Annotated in this window: 13 protein-coding genes; 12 read left to right on the top strand and 1 reads right to left on the bottom strand. The window is 28.3% G+C overall.

Annotation, left to right across the window (positions count from 1 at the left end; genetic code table 11):
- Positions 1–104 precede the first annotated feature (104 nt).
- From ACKU4C_RS12090 to ACKU4C_RS12110, 5 genes are all read left to right on the top strand, one after another.
- A complete protein-coding gene (locus ACKU4C_RS12090) occupies positions 105–2,447 on the top strand; it encodes a dynamin family protein (protein ID WP_321312341.1) in 2,343 nt (780 codons plus the stop codon).
- The gene (locus ACKU4C_RS12095; RefSeq protein ID WP_321312343.1) at positions 2,444–4,459 is read left to right on the top strand and encodes a dynamin family protein; all 2,016 of its coding nucleotides are present in this window, start codon (positions 2,444–2,446) and stop codon (positions 4,457–4,459) included. Before ACKU4C_RS12090 ends, ACKU4C_RS12095 begins: the two co-directional genes overlap by 4 nt.
- Positions 4,460–4,533: 74 nt before the next feature.
- Positions 4,534–5,559 carry a hypothetical protein gene (locus ACKU4C_RS12100; protein ID WP_321312344.1) on the top strand — a complete coding sequence of 342 codons (1,026 nt, stop codon included), beginning with the start codon at positions 4,534–4,536 and terminating at the stop codon, positions 5,557–5,559.
- Between the two features lie 214 nt (positions 5,560–5,773).
- Positions 5,774–7,420: an acetolactate synthase large subunit gene (locus ACKU4C_RS12105; RefSeq protein ID WP_321312345.1), complete on the top strand. Its 1,647-nt coding sequence runs from the start codon at positions 5,774–5,776 to the stop codon at positions 7,418–7,420.
- A 27-nt stretch (positions 7,421–7,447) separates the two neighbouring features.
- A complete protein-coding gene (locus tag ACKU4C_RS12110) occupies positions 7,448–8,839 on the top strand; it encodes an aldehyde dehydrogenase family protein (RefSeq protein WP_321312346.1) in 1,392 nt (463 codons plus the stop codon).
- A 40-nt stretch (positions 8,840–8,879) separates the two neighbouring features.
- On the opposite strand, the gene ACKU4C_RS12115 is transcribed toward ACKU4C_RS12110, so the two are convergent.
- Positions 8,880–9,614, bottom strand: coding sequence for a response regulator transcription factor (locus ACKU4C_RS12115; RefSeq protein ID WP_321312348.1), 735 nt, complete (start codon positions 9,612–9,614; stop codon positions 8,880–8,882).
- 171 nt (positions 9,615–9,785) lie between these two features.
- Here ACKU4C_RS12115 and ACKU4C_RS12120 point away from each other — a divergent pair, with 171 nt between their 5' ends.
- The 7 genes from ACKU4C_RS12120 (at position 9,786) to ACKU4C_RS12150 (ending at position 19,019) form a co-directional block, all read left to right on the top strand.
- The gene (locus ACKU4C_RS12120) at positions 9,786–10,976 is read left to right on the top strand and encodes a hybrid sensor histidine kinase/response regulator (RefSeq protein ID WP_321312350.1); all 1,191 of its coding nucleotides are present in this window, start codon (positions 9,786–9,788) and stop codon (positions 10,974–10,976) included.
- A gap of 31 nt (positions 10,977–11,007) precedes the next feature.
- Positions 11,008–13,479 (top strand): transporter substrate-binding domain-containing protein, encoded by a 2,472-nt coding sequence (locus ACKU4C_RS12125; protein WP_321312352.1) that lies wholly within the window; start codon positions 11,008–11,010, stop codon positions 13,477–13,479.
- Positions 13,480–13,707: 228 nt separating this feature from the next.
- Positions 13,708–14,721, top strand: coding sequence for a TRAP transporter substrate-binding protein (locus ACKU4C_RS12130; protein WP_321312354.1), 1,014 nt, complete (start codon positions 13,708–13,710; stop codon positions 14,719–14,721).
- A gap of 25 nt (positions 14,722–14,746) precedes the next feature.
- Positions 14,747–16,051, top strand: a complete 1,305-nt coding sequence (gabT, locus tag ACKU4C_RS12135; protein WP_321312356.1) for a 4-aminobutyrate--2-oxoglutarate transaminase — start codon at positions 14,747–14,749, stop codon at positions 16,049–16,051.
- A 65-nt stretch (positions 16,052–16,116) separates the two neighbouring features.
- A complete protein-coding gene (locus ACKU4C_RS12140) occupies positions 16,117–17,139 on the top strand; it encodes a TRAP transporter substrate-binding protein (RefSeq protein ID WP_321312357.1) in 1,023 nt (340 codons plus the stop codon).
- Positions 17,140–17,161: 22 nt separating this feature from the next.
- On the top strand, positions 17,162–17,704 hold the full coding sequence (locus ACKU4C_RS12145; RefSeq protein WP_321312358.1) for a TRAP transporter small permease: 543 nt from the start codon (positions 17,162–17,164) through the stop codon (positions 17,702–17,704).
- The gene (locus ACKU4C_RS12150; RefSeq protein ID WP_321312361.1) at positions 17,694–19,019 is read left to right on the top strand and encodes a TRAP transporter large permease subunit; all 1,326 of its coding nucleotides are present in this window, start codon (positions 17,694–17,696) and stop codon (positions 19,017–19,019) included. Before ACKU4C_RS12145 ends, ACKU4C_RS12150 begins: the two co-directional genes overlap by 11 nt.
- Positions 19,020–19,063: the final 44 nt, after the last annotated feature.

The following is a 19,063-nucleotide window of genomic DNA, read 5'->3' on the forward strand; positions in this document are numbered from 1 at the left end:
TAAAAAATCATTTTTATACTTTTATAAGAATGCCCAATTAAAGTCATTTAACTAAGATATTATTACATCTTTATTAAAAAAGATAAGAAAGAGAGGTTAATAATTTGAGTTTAGCAAGTGATTATTTTTTATTATATCATGGTATAAGTGATATAGAACAAACCACAACTTATGGTACAAATGAAAACAAAGAGAAAGATGAATTTTTTGATATAGCATCATTAATACTTTGTGCAACAAGAAAAGATTATGAAAAGTTTATTACTCTCGAAAGTTTTAAAAATTTAACATCTCAAATCACTAATAAAACTGTAAATAATTTAGATGAGCTTTATCAACTCCAATTTTGTTTGATAGATTCAATTGAAAATGATACAAGAAATTGTAATATAGAAAAAATGCATGAAAGTTTTGAGTATTTAAAAAATGAACATATAATTGGACATTTTGAATATAACAAATTAATCTCACTTTTTGATCCAGAAGAGTTAGCTTCTTGTGATGATGAAATTGCAGTTGAAGATGAACTTCAAGTTGATGAAAAACGACCATTTAGAGAAGCAAAAGCTTATCTAGAAGAACTTATAACGGAATTACAAGAAATATTTATAACTGAAGATTTTAAAGAAGAATTAACTAATACTAAAAATTATCTTGAAAATCAAAAATTTTCTATTGGTATAACTGGTGTAATGAATGCAGGTAAATCTACAATGCTTAATGCCCTAATGGGACAAGAGATATTGGGAAGTGCAGTTGTACCGGAGACAGCTAATTTAACAATTGTAAAACACGGTAAACCTGAAGCAAAAGTTTTCTACTGGAATAAAGAAGAATGGAAAAAGATTGAACAAAGTTCAAATCAAATAGAATCTATTAAAGAGTTTGTAGATGAAACTAAAAAAATCTTTGGCAATGAACTAGATAATCTAATAAAAGATGATTCAGTAAGTGAAAAAGTTGATATAAATAATTTAGCTGCATATACATCAGCTGAAGCTAGTGGAAAAAAATGTAATTTAGTTAAATATGTAGAATTAAAATCTGATTTAAACTTTTTAAGTGATGGTATAGAAATTGTAGATACTCCCGGACTAGATGACCCAGTTATACAAAGAGAAGAGATTACAAAAGAGTATTTATCTGCTTGTGATTTAATGATACATCTAATGAATGTAAGCCAAAGTGCAACATTAAAAGATGTAGAGTTTATTATTGATGCTCTACTTTATCAAAATATAACAAAACTTTTAATAGTTATTACAAGAGCTGATACTGTTTCAAAAGAACAATTAGAAGAGGTAATAAACTATACAAAATCATCAATTGAACAACAACTAAAACTACAAAATAAAGATAGCAAATTAAACTACATACTAGAACATATAAAATTTATTCCTATCTCAGGTAAAATGGCACTATACCATAGAACAGGCAGAAGTGAAGATGCAATAAATGCTGGTTATAAACTAGAAGATACAGGAATTTTAGAAATTGAAGAATATCTAGATGAAACACTATTTGGAGTAAACTCTTCTAAATCAGAATTAATAATAAAAGGTGCTCAAAATCAAATCCAAAAAACAATAATAAAAGAATTAAAATCTTTTAATTATGAGCTTGTATTATTATCAAAAACAAAAGATGAATTACTTGTTGATTTGGAAAATTTCACCAAAAAGAAAGACACAAACAAAAGAATTTTTGCTTCATTAAATGAAGATATAAATCTTTATAAAAATGATGCTAAAGCATATGTTGATACACTTGAAACTTTTCTTTCAACTGAATTAATTGATTTACAAAATATTATTAAACAAAGAGTATTTAGTGATGTAAAGTATTCTTTTGAAAAAACAAAAAAGCGACCTGAAAGTTCAAGGATTAGAACTATTATAGAAACAGCTATAAAAGATGGGATTATCGATATTATTAGAGATTATAGATATAAATTTATTAAAAAATCTCAAAGTATTGGTGAAATTTGTGAACAAAAATATCAAGATTTAGGTTTTGTTATTGGTCACAAAAATGACAACTTTGATGCAAGAGGTTTTTTTCAAGATGATTTTAAATCGGGATTCTTAACCTCTTCAAATGAAGTTTTAATAAATAGAATTATTAATGAAGTTAGTAAAACTAAAGAGAGTAAGCTACTAGAATTTGATAGGACAATAGAAAACTATATAAAAGAAGAGTTTTCTTATATTGAAAAAACAATCAAAGAAAAAGCAAAAGCTGTATCAAAAATTTTAATTGATAACTTCTTTAAAGAGATTGCTGAACCACTAAAAGTGTTTGAACACAAACTAAAAAAAGATGAAAAAATATTACAAGATAGAATCCAAAACTTTGAAGAAAAAGAGTCTAATAAAGAAACTGTAACCATAGAGATTCATAAAAAAATAAAAAGACTAGAAGCAATCAACAAAGGACTTAAATCATGAGTATCTTAAATGGATTTATAAAAGAATACAATGAAAAGTTTGTAAAAAAAGAGGAAGAGTTTGAAAAGGGTTTAGCTGGAGATATAAAAAGAATAAAAGCAAAACTATTAGATGAAAAATTTTTACCCTCTATACAATTAAAAAATATTCTTGATAAGCAAATTAGAAGGGCAAGATACCCTATGGAAGTTGCAATTACTGGTCAATTTTCTTCAGGTAAATCAACATTTTTAAATGCTCTACTATCAAAAAATATCTTGCCAACAGGTATTACTCCTGTTACTTCAAAAGTAAATTTTATAAATTATGGTGAAGAGTATAAACTTAAAATCACATACTATTCTGGTGCGCAAGAATATGCACCAATTGAGGCGATTGCAGATTTTACAGATCAAAGAAAACATGATATGAGAGATATAAAATATCTAACTTTATATGCACCAATGGATATTTTAAAAGATATCTCTTTTGTTGACACTCCAGGTCTAAACTCACAATCACAAAGTGATACAGATACTACAAGAAGAGTCTTAAGGGATGTTGGAGGAATAATTTGGTTAACTCTTATTGATAATGCAGGAAAACTAAGTGAAGCACAAGTTTTAGAAGAATATATGCAACACTTTAAAAACAAATCACTTTGTGTATTAAATCAAAAAGATAAGTTTACCCAAGAGCAAATTGAAACAACAACAAAATATATCAAAGATAAATTTGGTAAATATTTTGCTAAAGTTGTTCCTATTTCGGCTAAAATGGCTCTTGAATCAAGGTCAGCACATAGTGATATTTTAATCCATGATGAATACGAAAAGTTTATTAAAAAATTTAAAGAAGACCTGAAAATAAATGATGTTAATTCTTTGAACTTTTTTGAAAAAGATTTTGAAGATTATAAAAATAAAATTCAACAAATAAAAGAAACAGATTCTTCTGGGAATACAAAACTTTTAGAAGAATCAAATATACAAAATGTACTAGATTTTATAGATAATACAATAAGACCCCAAGCTGCTGAGTCAAAAGAGTATGCAATTAAAAAAGACCTAAAAAGTATTTGTGATATTTTAGTAAAAGAATATGAAACAATTATTGCAGTATATGATTCTTTAATTGAGATATTAAAAAATGCAGAAAATGATATATTAGAGGCTTTTGAAAATATTCACAAAACATATTCAAAAGAGCTATTCTCAGTTTATAATTCTTTAGAATCGATTATGGAAAAAATGGCTCATGAAACATACAAAAGTATAAAAAAACAAAAAGCTTCTAGATATGAAGAAAAAAGTGGTTTTTTACATAAAGATAGCTATGAAAAAATTGAATATGAAACATATTGGATTGATTCAGATAATGTATATAAAAATCTTTTTTATGACGATCAAACTATTGATAAAATGTTTAAAAGAGCAATAAAAGAATTGAAACAGGTTGAATTAGACAGTAATGAAGCGTATAGAAATGTATACCGAGATATAAAACATAGAATTCATAGATGGCAAGAACCATATGAACAAATAAAAAAACACAGAGAGATTGCATCAGACATGGAATTTTCATCAACTAGACACTTTGCAGCAAAAGTTTATGAAAATGTGTTAAGAAGTTTCCACCGAGCAATTTTAGAAAATATATCTGCATTAAGAAAAAAGTTTGCTTATTTTAATGGTGCCTTATCTTATTCATATATACAAACAACACAAGCAACAATTGCACACTTTGAACAACAAATTGCTGAATCAGTATCATTATACGAAAAAGAACCAACAAAATTCACAATATACCACCCAAGAGAAGATGAGATATTGACAAAATTAAAAGCAAATTTTGGTTTTGAGAAAATTGAAGACTTCTTAACATCAAAAAGAAATTACTTATTTAAAATCATTCAATATTCGAAAAAACAATATCTAGATATCAATAAAGACCGAATTGAATTTGTTGAATCAAAAAAACTTGAATATATTAAAAAAATAGAGGATATAAAAATTATCAAAAACGATATTTAATATATCCTTTACTTAAATAAAATTTAATTTTTTATCTTATATAATTTTATGAATTATAGGTTAAGGATTAAATTATGTATGAAAAAATATTTGTTTCAACTTTTGATTCTATTTTCAAAAATTTTAACAACTTATTTCAAAAACTTTTAATACCTATTTTATTAATAATTATAATTGATTATTTTTTCATTAACTCTTTAAATACAAGTAGTATTTCTGCTCTAAAAGAGGGGAATTTTAATTTTAATCAACTTATTACAATTTTTTTAATAAGTTTTCTACTAATGATGCTTAATATTTCAATAGCAATCACAACACACAGAGTTTCTATATTAGGAAATAATGCTGTATCAAATTATGGTTCACCAATATTAGGGAAAAGAGAATTTAAATTTTTATTAAAATCTATACAATTATGTTTCATAATAGCAATACCAACTATTTTACTTTCACTAATACCAACTGTAGGTATTTTTATTGCTATAGGTGTTGCAGTTATCCTAAGTAGTCGATTGTCACTTGTATTTCCAGCTATTGCATGTGATTACAATATGAGTTTTAAACAAAGTTGGAACATAACTAAAAAATATAAACTACTAACTTTTGTTATGATAATTATTTTTCCTATTATCTTTTCACTTAGTGTAAGTTTTGTCTATAATTTAGCTATAGGTTTTTTAGTAAAAGTTGTAAGTGAATACTTTTCAATTTTCTACTCTTTGTTAAATATATTTATTATGATATTTACAATTAGTGTTATATCAAGTGTTTATAAATATATAAATAATATACCTTTAAATAATATAAAAAAAGAAAAAGATGAAGAAGTAAATGAGATTATTGAATCTTCTGATAAAAATTTTCAAAAAATTGAAATAAAAAATTTTAAGAATATTTCATTTGAATCTTTAAAAAATGAATTATATTCACAATGTAAAAAAATTAATTTTTGTGAAATTGTGTTTGATAGACGTAACGCATGGATAATTAAAAATCCTGAAGATGAAGAGTCTTATCTATCATTGAGATATGACAAAAATATCTATACAATCATCGCTAAAAACTGTAGTATACCAAGAATAAATATCCTCAAAAAATAGTAAATTTTACTTATATTTTTTTAATATTATAAATTGATTTTAAATAAATAATTTAAACAAAATATAATATTATAAGAGCGACTGTGTCGAATATTCGCATTTGTTACAAAAAAGATATAAAGTGGTAACATAATTGTGATACTTAACATCAATTTAAAACAAAATGTGTGAAAATCCAAACATATAATTTAATATAAAATAAAATGGAGATAAGATGAAAGCATCTGACTTATTTGTAAAAGCGTTAGAAAACGAAGGTGTTGAATATATTTTTGGTATTCCCGGTGAAGAAAACTTAGACTTTTTAGAATCATTAAGAAAATCAAATATTAAACTAATTTTAACAAGACATGAACAAGGTGCAGGTTTTATGGCTGCAACTTATGGAAGATTAACAGGAAAAGTTGGTGTTTGTATTTCAACTTTAGGACCTGGTGCAACAAACTTTGCGACAGCTGCAGCATATGCACAACTTGGTGGTATGCCAATGATGATGATTACTGGTCAAAAACCAATTAAAAAATCTAAACAAGGAAGATTCCAAATTGTTGATATTGTTGGTATGATGAAACCAATGACTAAATATGCAAAACAAGTTGTAAATGGAAATAATATTCCATCTATGGTTAGAGAAGCATTTAAAATTGCAACAACTGAAAGACCAGGTGCAGTTCATATTGAACTTCCTGAAGATATTGCTGAAGAAGAAGTTGAAGAAAATATCTATCCAGTTAGACCTTATAAAAGACCATATGCAGATAAAACTGCTATTTTAGATGCAGTTAAAATGATTGAAAAAGCAGAAAGACCTCTACTTTTAATTGCAGCAGGTGCAAATAGAACAAGAATTGGTGATGCATTAACTAACTTTGTAAACGAAACTGGTATTCCATTCTTCTCTACTCAAATGGGTAAAGGGGTAATTGATGAAAATCACAAACTTTGTTTATCAACTGCAGCATTATCAGCTGACGATTTTATCCACTGCGCAATTGAAAGAGCAGATTTAATTATCAATGTAGGACATGATGTAATTGAAAAACCACCATTCTTTATGGAAAATGAAGAGGGTTCTACAAAAGTTTTACATGTAAACTTTTTCCCATCTGAAGTTGATGATACATACTTTCCACAATTAGACTTAATTGGTGATATTGCTAAAAATGTTGAACAAATGACTAATGCAATATCTAAACAAGAACATTGGGACTTTGATTATTATATAAGATTAGCAGATGAGATTAGAACTAGACTTTCTAAATACTTTGGTGATACAAGATTCCCAATTTTACCTCAAAAAGCAGTTAGAACTATTAGACAAACGTTAGATGATAAAGATATTGTAACACTTGATAATGGAGTATATAAAATCTGGTTTGCAAGAAATTATAGATGTGCACAACCAAATACTTTATTATTAGATAATGCTCTTGCAACCATGGGAGCTGGTTTACCATCTGGTATGGCAGCAAAAATGGTTAATCCAGATTCAAAAGTTGTTGCCGTTTGCGGTGATGGTGGATTTATGATGAACTCTCAAGAGATGGAAACTGCAGTTAGATTAGGATTAGACTTAACAGTAATTATCCTAAATGATAATGCATATGGAATGATTAAATGGAAACAAACAGGTATGGGATTTGATACATATGGTCTTGACCTTGATAATCCAGATTTCGTTAAATATGCAGAATCTTATGGAGCAACTGGACACAGACCACAGTCTTGTGAAGAGTTTGAAGAAACATTAGAAAAATGTGTTAACGGAAAAGGTGTTCACTTAATTGACCTTGCAGTAGATTACTCATTAAATCATTCGATTTTAAATGAGTTACTAGCTAAAAAAGAGTGTTTATTATAATTAGAATTTAAAAGGAGAAAAAAACAAATGAGTACAATAGAAGTAACATCACCATATGATGACAGCGTAGTAGGGACAGTTCCATTTAGTACAAATGAAGAAGTACAAGCAGCAATAGATTTAGCACATGAAACTTTTTTAGATCATGAAAATCATCTACCAAAATATAAAAGAGTTGCTATCTTAGAAAAAGTTGCTGAAATTATGTCTTCACAAGTTGAAGAATTAACTAAACTTTGTGCTTCTGAAGGTGGTAAACCTTGGATGGATTCTGAAGTTGAAGTTTACAGAGCTATCAATGGTGTTAAGCTTGCAATTGAAGCTTTAGGTTCTTTAGAAGGTAAAGAGGTTGCTATGGGGCATACTGCTTCATCTGCTAATAGAATGGCTTATACATTTAAAGAACCTATTGGGGTTGTTGCTGCAATTTCTGCTTTTAACCACCCTTTTAACTTAGCTATTCACCAAGTTATCCCTGCAATTGCTGTTGGGTGTCCTGTTGTTATTAAACCTGCAACTCAAACTCCTATGTCTGCTATTAGACTTGTTGAAATCTTAGAAGAAGCTGGTCTTCCTAAAGGTTGGGCTCAAGCTGTTGTTTGTGACAGAACTGGTGGGGAATTATTAGCTACATCTCCTAAAGTTAGTTTCTTAACTTTTATTGGTTCTGGTGCTGTTGGTTGGTATTTAAATTCTAAAGTTAACAATGGTACACGTGTAGCATTAGAGCATGGTGGGGTTGCTCCTGTTATTGTTGAGCCTGATGCTGACATTGATGCTATGATTCCTGATTTAGGTAAAGGTGGTTTCTATCATGCTGGTCAAGTTTGTGTTTCTGTTCAAAGAGTTTACGTACACGAATCTATTGTTGATGAAGTAGCTTCTAAACTTTCTGATTATGCTTCTAAGTTAGTTGTTGGTAATCAACTTGATCCTAAAACTGAAGTTGGTCCACTTATTAACAACAATGAAGTTAACAGAGTTGAAGAGTGGGTTAATGAAGCTGTTGAAAAAGGTGCTAAGGTATTAACTGGTGGTAAGAGAATCTCTAATTCTTGTTATGAGCCTACTGTTTTACTAAATCCTGCTGATGATGCTTTAGTTTCTACTAAAGAGGTATTTGGTCCTGTTGTTTGTGTTTATTCATATTCTGACATGGAAGAGGCTATTGACAGAGCTAACTCTTTAGAGGTTTCTTTCCAAGCTGCTGTATTTACTAAGAATCTTGACAAAGCTTTAAGAGCTGTTAAGAGAATCAACGGTACTACTGTGATGGTTAACGACCACACTGCATTTAGAGTTGACTGGATGCCATTTGGTGGTGCTAAGGCTTCTGGTCTTGGTGTTGGTGGTATTCACGACTCTATGGAAGAAATGACTAACGAAAAACTTCTTGTTATCAAGTCTCCTGTTTTATAATATTTTAGTGAAGAGTTCTTCTCTTCACTAATTTTTTATTCTATTTTATTTCGTGAGTATATCCCATACCATATATATTTTTAATATGTAAACCTGGAACTTTTTTTCGTAGTCTATAAATAAGACTTTTCAAGTGAGAGATATCTGGATTTAAATCAAATTCTTCATACCAAATAATATTTATAAGTTCATCAACAGTACATATTTTTCCATTATTATTTAAAATTGTATCTACAAAACGTATCTCATTTTTAGTTAAGTCTATAGCTTTATCATTTTGTATCAATTTCTTTTTATTTTTATCCCAAATTAAAGACTCATTAATTCTTAGAATACCATCATCTTTATTTAAATTAGTATGATAAATTTGATTACACAATTTAAAAATATCATTTAAAAAATAATTGTAATCAATTGGTTTTGTAAAGAATTGATGTATCCCTAAATTAACCAAAGGCAATAAATATTCAAATTCATTTCTTGCAGAAAGGATTATTATTAATTGTTTATCATTGATTTTATATACAGAATCTACTAATTGTACTCCATCAAAATTTGGCATTTTTATATCAGAAATTATTAAATCATAGTATTTGCCAGTACTATTATTATAATCTTTATATTTATTAAGTGCATCTATCCCATCAACTGCCGTGGTAACTTTAGGAAAAATATCTTGAAGTAATTCAGAAAACTCTTTTCTAAAATCAATATCATCTTCTACAAAAAGTACATTTAAATCTCTTGTATATTTCTTTAATAAACCATAGTCCATTAAGTTCCTTTTACATGGGTGTTTAGAGAATATTATATTATCATTTTAAGACTTTAAATATGCAATAAAAGCATATTAATATTATAATCATATATACTATTATATACTAATGGGTAATATTATTTGACTACTATTTAGTGATATACTATTCAAAACGCCAAAAGAGATATTATGATAAATAACAAAATTTTAGAAAATATAACAGTACTTTATGCCGAAGATGAGTCAATTATCCAAAAAGGTATTACTGAAACTCTAAATCTATTTGAAATAGATGTAATATGTGCGAAAGATGGACAAGAGGGTTTGTCTATTTTTAAATCAGGTGAAAAAAAAATTGACCTAATTTTAACTGATATAAAAATGCCAAAGCTTGATGGTCTTGAGATGATTAAAAAGATTAGAGAAATAGATAAAGATATTCCAGTAATTGTTACAACTGCCCATCAAGAAACTACATATTTAATGCAATCTATAGAGTTAAACATTAGCTCTTATGTACTAAAACCTATTGATATTTACAAACTAGAAGAGTGTTTAATAAAAGCTATAGAACCTAAAGTATTAAGAGAAGAATTAATAGAGAAAAATAAAAAACTTGAGATTGAGATTAAAAAAAATGAAGAAAAACAAAAAGTTATGGAAGCTCAATCAAGATTTGCAGCAATGGGTGAAATGATAAGTATGATTGCCCACCAATGGAGACAACCTTTAGCTTCTATTGGTACAGCTTCATTTAATCTAAAATATAAACTCTTATCAGGAAAATTTGATTTAGAAACAAAACAAGGAAGAGATGAACAATCTGAATTTTTTACTAACAAACTTGATGAGATAGAGTTTTATGTACAAAATTTAACTACAACAATTGATGATTTTAGAAACTTTTATAAAACAGATAAAATTTTAGTTTTAGAAAACATAGAAAAACCTATAAAAAATGCTTTAAAAATCATTCAAAAAGATTTACAAACAAATAATATAGAAGTTATCCTTGATTTTAAAAGTGAAAAGAAAATCAATATTTATGAGAATGAAATAATTCATGTAATCATCAATTTACTAAAAAATGCACAAGATAAATTTTTAGAAAAAGAGATAAAAAATTCAAAAATTGAAGTGAAAACTGAAGATATAGATAATGGTATTAAAATAGAAATTTATGATAATGGTGGAGGAATAGAGGAAAAAAATATCGATTTTATTTTTGAACCATATTTCTCAACAAAAAAAGAAAAAAATGGCACAGGTATTGGTCTTTATATGTCAAAAATAATTATAGAAAAGAATCATCATGGGCAAATCTATGTAACTAATACCAAAGATGGAGTTACTTTTTCTATAATCTTGGAATGCGTGTGATATAATTATTAAAATATTTTGGAGTCGTTATTTGAGGTTTGTTTTTTTTATTTTTATTTTTTTAAATATTTTATATGCAGATTCTTCTGCACTTACTGAAGATGAAAAGCTATGGCTAGAGAATAATGAAATAAAAATAGGTGTATCTGAACTTTATCCTTTAACTTATATAAATAAAGATAATAAAATTGATGGATTTGTAAGTGATATACTAAAAAATATAATAAAAAAATATAATATAAAAATAAAACCTATAAAAGTTAAACAAGAACAAATTCCTTTAGCAATAAAAGAGGAAACAATTGATTTAGCACCAATGATTAATAATGATAGTATTGAAAATGATTTAGGAGTATATTCTTCAGAAATTTTACAAATCAAAAGAATTTTATTTGTTAGAAAAGAAGATAATAAAATCAACTCTTTTAGTGATTTAATAAATAAAAAAGTTGCAGTAGTAAATCAATTAGGTACAATTCCTAATTTAAAAGAGAAATTATCCAATATAAAAGTTGAAAGAACTAATAATATGAAAGAGTCTGTTCAAAAACTTTTAGCAGGAGAAGTTGATGCACTTATTGCTTCACCAATTATTATTCAAGAATATTTAGAAAACAATTTAATCATTGATCTAAAAGCTATCCCATCTATAAGTTTTCAACCATCAAAACTATTTATTTTTACAAGCAAAAATAAAATATATCTTCAATCAATTTTAGAAAAAGGATTAAATTCAATTTCTATAAAAGAGGAAAAAGAGCTTTTTGATAAATGGTTTTTAAAAGATTTAGCAAATTTACCTATAATTTTCACAAAAGATGAGATAGATTATTTAGATAAAAAATCCCATATAAATCTATGTGTAGATCCCGATTGGATGCCATATGAAAAAATAGAAAACCATAAACATATTGGTATAGTTGCTGATTATATGAAAGATTTTGAGAAAAAAATTGGAATCCCACTAAAACTAATAGAAACAAAAGATTGGACTCAGTCTTTAGAATATATGAAAAATAGAAGATGTGATATTTTATCTTTTGTTATGGATATTAAATCAAGACAAGGTTATATGAATTTCACAAAACCTTATGTAAAAGCACCCCTTGTTTTAGTTACAAAAAGAAATGTGAGTTTTATTAGTGATTTAAGTGCTCTAAAAAATAAAAAAATTGGTATTCAAAAAAACTTTGCATACAATGAAATAATAAGACGAAAATACCCCGACTTAGAGATTGTAGATGTAAACCATTTAAGAGATGGGTTAAAAAGAGTTGAAAGGGGAGAGATATTTGGTCAAGTTACAACTCACCTAAATGTAGCTTATGCATTTCAAGAGGAGTATTATGGAAGTTTACAAATTTCAGGAAAATTTGATGAGCAATGGAAACTATCTGTAGGGGTAAGAAATGATGACCCAATACTTCTAAGTATTTTTGAAAAAATAATAGACTCAATAAGTGATGAAACAAAACAAAAAATCATTAATAAATGGGTTACTATTAAATATGAAAAAAGCATCGATTATAAACTGTTTTGGAGTATTATAACTTTTTTATTTTTTATTCTCTTGCTAATTTTATACACATATATACTTCAACGAAGATATATTAGAAAATTAACAAAAGTGAAAGAAGAGATTGAGATGTTAAATAGTACTTTAGAGAAAAAAGTACAAATTAGAACTCAAGAGTTAGAACTTTCAAATAGAAAACTGAAATTAAAAACTCGTGAATTAGAACATCTAAACAATACTTTGGATGTAAGAATAAAAGAAGAAATTAATAATAGAAAAAAACAAGAGCAATTTTTAATTCAACAATCAAAGTTAGCAGAAATGGGTGAGATGATAAGTATGATTGCCCACCAATGGAGACAACCACTTAGTGCCCTAAGCACAATCATACAAAATATACATCTTCGTTACTCACTAAATAAACTTAATAAAGAATATTTAGATAAACAAATAGTATTAAGTAATGCCTTAACAGAAAAGATGTCAAAAACTATTGATGACTTTAGAAACTTCTTTAAACCAAATAAAGAAAAAAAATCTTTTTCTGTAAAAGATGCTATTCAACAAACAATTTTTCTAATAGATGATAGCTTTAAAAGTAACAGTATTAAAATTGAAAATAAAATATCTGATGATGTTTTAATTTATGGCTTTGAAAGTGAACTTTCTCAAGTTTTATTAAATATAATTACAAACTCTAAGGATTCTTTTTTAGAAAAAAACATTGATAATCCCCACATTTTAATAAGAACTAAACGAATCCATACACATATTAAAATTATGATTTCAGATAATGCTGGAGGCATTAGTGAATCAATTATAAACAAAGTTTTTGAACCTTATTTTACAACAAAAGATAGCTACAATGGAACAGGTCTTGGTTTATATATGAGTAAAATAATTATAGAACAAAATATGAAAGGACAATTAAGTGTTAAAAATATTAATCAAGGAGTAGAATTTTCTATTTATATTCCTATCAATTAATATAAATGTTACTTTATAAAACCTAATAATTCTTTATACTTAGTTATCTAAAAAAAACGTTTTAATGGTTACTTTTTCACTACTCTTTTCAGCAATAATTAAATTATCTGAAATATTCATATTTTACTTGTTTGATTATAATCTTTAACTCCCAAATAAGTACGGTATGAATACTTTCGATAAAACTATTTACAAATGGTAAAAAATAAAACAAGGGAAGGGAACAAGATGTTTACTAACATGAAAAGAAATATAGTAATGACTACATTAGTTGTACTATTAGGTGTAATGTCAGTTGCGCAAACAGCAGCAGCTGCTCAAAATTGGAGATTTTCAAATCTATACGGTAGAGGAACTGCATTTGGTGATTTATATCAACAATTAGCAAAAGATATTGAAAAAAATACAAATGGTGAAATTAAAGTTCAAGTATTATTTTCAGGTGAAGGTGTAGGTACTTCTGGTCTTTTAGGTGCTACTAAATCTGGGCTTATTACTATGGCTGCTCCTTTTCAATCTATGCATGCTGGTGAATTACCTGCTGGTGTAGTTGAAATTGGTTTACCAGGTGGTACTGCTGATACTGATAAATTATACAAACTTTTCCATGAAGATGGTTGGGATAAAATTCTTAAAAAAGCTTATGGTTCTCAAGGTTTAGTATGGTTAGAGCCTTACATTCAACCACCAGTTTATATCATCACTAAAAAACCTATTAAATCTGTTGCTGATTTCCAAGGTCTTAAAATTAGAGCTCCTGGTGCATATGGTAAATTCTTAAGAAACTTAGGTGCTTCTCCTGTTTCATTAGCTTGGAGTGAAATTTATACTAGTTTAGCTACTGGTGTTATTGATGGTTCTATTGGTTCTAATATGATTGACCACAGAGATGGAAACCATGTTGAAGTTGCAAAATATATGTATAGACTTCCTTTAGCTGGTGCTCAAGTTTTACCAATCGTTGTAAATAGAAATGCATGGAATAAATTAACTGATGCTCAGAAAAAAGGTGTTTATGATGCTACAGTTGCTCACGCTAAAAACCAATTAACTATGTCTAGAAAATGGGAAAAAGAAGCTGTTGCTCAAATGGAAGCTAAAGGTTTAAAATGGTCTCCAGAACCTTCTGAAGCGGATAAAAAAGCTTGGCATGATGCAGGTGCTGGTCTATGGGACGAGTACTCTTCTAAAGATAAATACAGCAAACAGTTAATTGATGTATTAAGAAATCAAGCTAAATAATTAAATTTATATAAGGATTCAATCAATGAATAAAGAGGTAAAAGTAACAAACAATAATGACCTTCAAGAAAGAAAAAATAAAGTTTTCGCTAGAGGTCAAGGTAATGCTTACCCTGTATATATTAAAGAGGCTAAAAACTCTGAAGTTTGGGATGTTGAAGGTAATAGATTAATTGACTTTGGAACAGGTATTGCTGTATGTAATACTGGACACAGCCATCCAAAAATTATTGAAGCAGTTAAAGCACAAATTGAAAATTTCAGTCACACATGTTTTACAGTTACTCCATATGAAGTAGGTGTTGAATTAGCTGAAAAATTAACTAAAGTAGCTCCAGGTGAAACTGAGAAAAAAGCTATGTTTGTAACAACAGGTGCTGAAGCTGTTGAAAACTGTGTAAAAATTGCAAGAGCTCACACAGGAAGAAGAGGTATTATTGCATTTAATGGTGGTTTCCACGGAAGAACTAATATGACTATGGCTCTTACTGGAAAAACTATGCCTTATAAAAAAGGGTTTGGTCCATTTCCTGCTGAAATTTATCACTTACCATATCCAACAAGCTTTAATGGAACTAGCGTTAAAGATACTTTAACTGCATTAAAAAATCTATTTAAAGTAGATATTCTAGCTGAAGATGTTGCGGCAATTATCATTGAACCAATTCAAGGTGAAGGTGGTTTTTACCAAACTCCAGTAGAACTATTACAAGAACTAAGAAAAATTTGTGATGATAATGGAATTGTATTAATCATAGATGAGATTCAAACTGGATTTGCTAGAACAGGTAAAATGTTCAATATTGAATATGCTGGTATTGAACCAGATTTAATGACAATGGCTAAAGGTATTGCTGGTGGTTACCCACTATCTGGAGTTGTTGGAAAAGCTGAAATTATGGATTCTGCTATTCCTGGTGGACTTGGTGGAACTTATGGTGGTTCACCTGTTGGTTGTGCAGCAGGATTAGCTGTTTTAGAAATAATTGAGGAAGAAGACTTAATTAACAGAGCAAATCAAATTGGTGATATCTTCAATAAAAGATTAAATGAATTGAAAGCTCAATTCCCAGATTTAATTTGTGATGTAAGAAATAAAGGTGCAATGATTGCTTTAGAATTAATGAAAGATGGTGATTTTGAAAAACCAAATGCAGAGTTAACTAAAGCACTTACTGCAAAAGCTACTGAATATGGATTAATTCTATTATCTTGTGGTTTTAACAGCAATGTAATTAGATTTTTACCTGCTTTAACAATTAGTGATGAAATTGTAAATGAAGGACTAGATAAATTCCAAGAATTATTTAAAGACGTAGTGAAAAACTAATATATAGAATTTACTAAAAAAGACAAATGCTAGAGAAAGAAATAAAACAAAAGAAAGGGATACTTATGTTAAATTTATTTACTAACATGAAAAGAAATATAGTAATGACTACATTAGTTGTACTATTAGGTGTAATGTCAGTTGCGCAAACAGCAGCAGCTGCTCAAAATTGGAGATTTTCAAATCTATACGGTAGAGGAACTGCATTTGGTGATTTATATCAACAATTAGCAAAAGATATTGAAAAAAATACAAATGGTGAAATTAAAGTTCAAGTATTATTTTCAGGTGAAGGTGTAGGTACTTCTGGTCTTTTAGGTGCTACTAAATCTGGGCTTATTACTATGGCTGCTCCTTTTCAATCTATGCATGCTGGTGAATTACCTGCTGGTGTAGTTGAAATTGGTTTACCAGGTGGTACTGCTGATACTGATAAATTATACAAACTTTTCCATGAAGATGGTTGGGATAAAATTCTTAAAAAAGCTTATGGTTCTCAAGGTTTAGTATGGTTAGAGCCTTACATTCAACCACCAGTTTATATCATCACTAAAAAACCTATTAAATCTGTTGCTGATTTCCAAGGTCTTAAAATTAGAGCTCCTGGTGCATATGGTAAATTCTTAAGAAACTTAGGTGCTTCTCCTGTTTCATTAGCTTGGAGTGAAATTTATACTAGTTTAGCTACTGGTGTTATTGATGGTTCTATTGGTTCTAATATGATTGACCACAGAGATGGAAACCATGTTGAAGTTGCAAAATATATGTATAGACTTCCTTTAGCTGGTGCTCAAGTTTTACCAATCGTTGTAAATAGAAATGCATGGAATAAATTAACTGATGCTCAGAAAAAAGGTGTTTATGATGCTACAGTTGCTCACGCTAAAAACCAATTAACTATGTCTAGAAAATGGGAAAAAGAAGCTGTTGCTCAAATGGAAGCTAAAGGTTTAAAATGGTCTCCAGAACCTTCTGAAGCGGATAAAAAAGCTTGGCATGATGCAGGTGCTGGTCTATGGGACGAGTACTCTTCTAAAGATAAATACAGCAAACAGTTAATTGATGTATTAAGAAATCAAGCTAAATAGTTAGAATTTGACAGGTATTACCATGTTTAAAAAATTCTTACAAATTTTTTGCAAGACAATTGATACAATTGTCATGTGGTTAGGGAAAGGGACATCTTTATTGATGCCCGTCCTTGCGTTTATTGTTGCTTTTGAAGTAGTTGCAAGATATGTATTTGATGCACCAACAATTTGGGCATACGATTTATCACTGTTTCTATTTGGATATATTGCTGCTTTAGGGGGAGCTTATGCTCAACAAAAAAAATCTCATATTAATGTTGATATTCTTTATTTATCAGTTTCGCCTAAAGTTAAAAATATCTTTAATTTAATCTCTTATTCATTGGGGATATTTTTCCTAATAATTGTATGTTATATGGCCATAACAAAATTTAATGAAGCTATAGAGTTTGATTATAGACGTCAAAGTGAATGGGCACCAGTAATGTGGCATTTTTGGGTAATGTTAGGTGTGGCAAGTGTAGTTTTTGCTATCCAATTACTTAGAGATATTATTGAAGAGGCTTACCATTTATTTACTGGTTTACCTTTAATTGAAAAGGAGTCTAAGGATGAGTATTGAATTATTAACAGTGGTATTATTATTTTGTATTTTAATATTCTTTGCATTAGGTGCTCCTGTTGGTTTAGCTTTAGGTGGAATTGCTATGTTAATAGGATATTTCACTTGGGGAGATGGAATTTTTAATGTAATCCCAACTACAGTTGAATCAACATTTTTTAGTTTTATTTTATTAGCTATTCCGCTTTATATCTATATGGGACAACTCTTAACCCAATCTGGTATAGGTGATGCTATGTTTAAAGCAAGCCAATTACTAATTGGAAAAATCAGAGGTTCTTTAGCAATAAGTGTTGTTTTTATTTGTTCAATGATTGGAGCTATGGTTGGAATTATTGGTGCAGGGATTATGAGTTCAGGAAGTATTGCTTTAAAACCAATGCTTGATGCTGGATATAATAAAAGACTTGCATTAGGTACAATTATGGCAGGTGGAGCTTTAGGTATTTTAATTCCACCAAGTATTCCAATGATTATGTTTGCAGCTTCAACTCAAAACTCAGTAGGTAGAATGTTCTTAGGTGCAATGGTTCCAGCGCTTGTAACAATTATTTTATTAATTACATATATTATAATTAGTTCAAGAATCAAACCTGAAAATGCTCCACTACTTAGTGAAAACAATCCTGGTTTACCAAAACTAAAAGGTAAAGAGAAATTAAGAGTATTTAGAGATGGTTTTCTTTCTATTGGATTAATTTTTGTTGTACTAGGAAGTATTATTAGTGGTGTTGCAACTCCAACTGAATCTGGAGCATTAGGTGTAGTAGGAGCAATTTTACTTGCCATATTCTTTAAAAGATTTAAATTGGAGATGATGAGAACTGTTGGTTTACAAACAGGTATCTTAGTAAGTGTTGCAATGTGGATTATTTTAGGTGCTTCTGTATTTAGTAACTTCCATTTACTAATGGGGATTCAAGGGATGATTGCAGATTTTACTCATGGATTAGATTTACCTCCAATTATGATTATTATTATGTTTCAACTTATTATGCTTTTCCTTGGATTTATTATAGATGAGTTTATTATTGTATTGATGTGTGCACCACTATTTACACCAATTGCTGTAAGTTTAGGGTATGATCCAATTTGGTTTGGTGTTTTAATGATTATTAATATTTTAATTGCGGTACAAACTCCACCTTATGGATTTGCATTATTTTACCTTAAAGGTATTGCACCACCAGAAGTTGGTATGGGTGAAATTTATAAATCAGTTACACCTTTTATTTTAGTAAATTTAACAGTTCTAATTATTTGTATGCTTTTTCCAGAGATTGTTCTTTGGTTACCAGATAAAGTTATGGGATAAAGGGATTTAATATATTAAATTCCTTTCAGAAAGGTATAAAATCT

The sequence above is a fragment of the Halarcobacter sp. genome, from assembly GCF_963676935.1.
In the GTDB taxonomy this organism is placed as follows: Bacteria; Campylobacterota; Campylobacteria; order Campylobacterales; family Arcobacteraceae; genus Halarcobacter.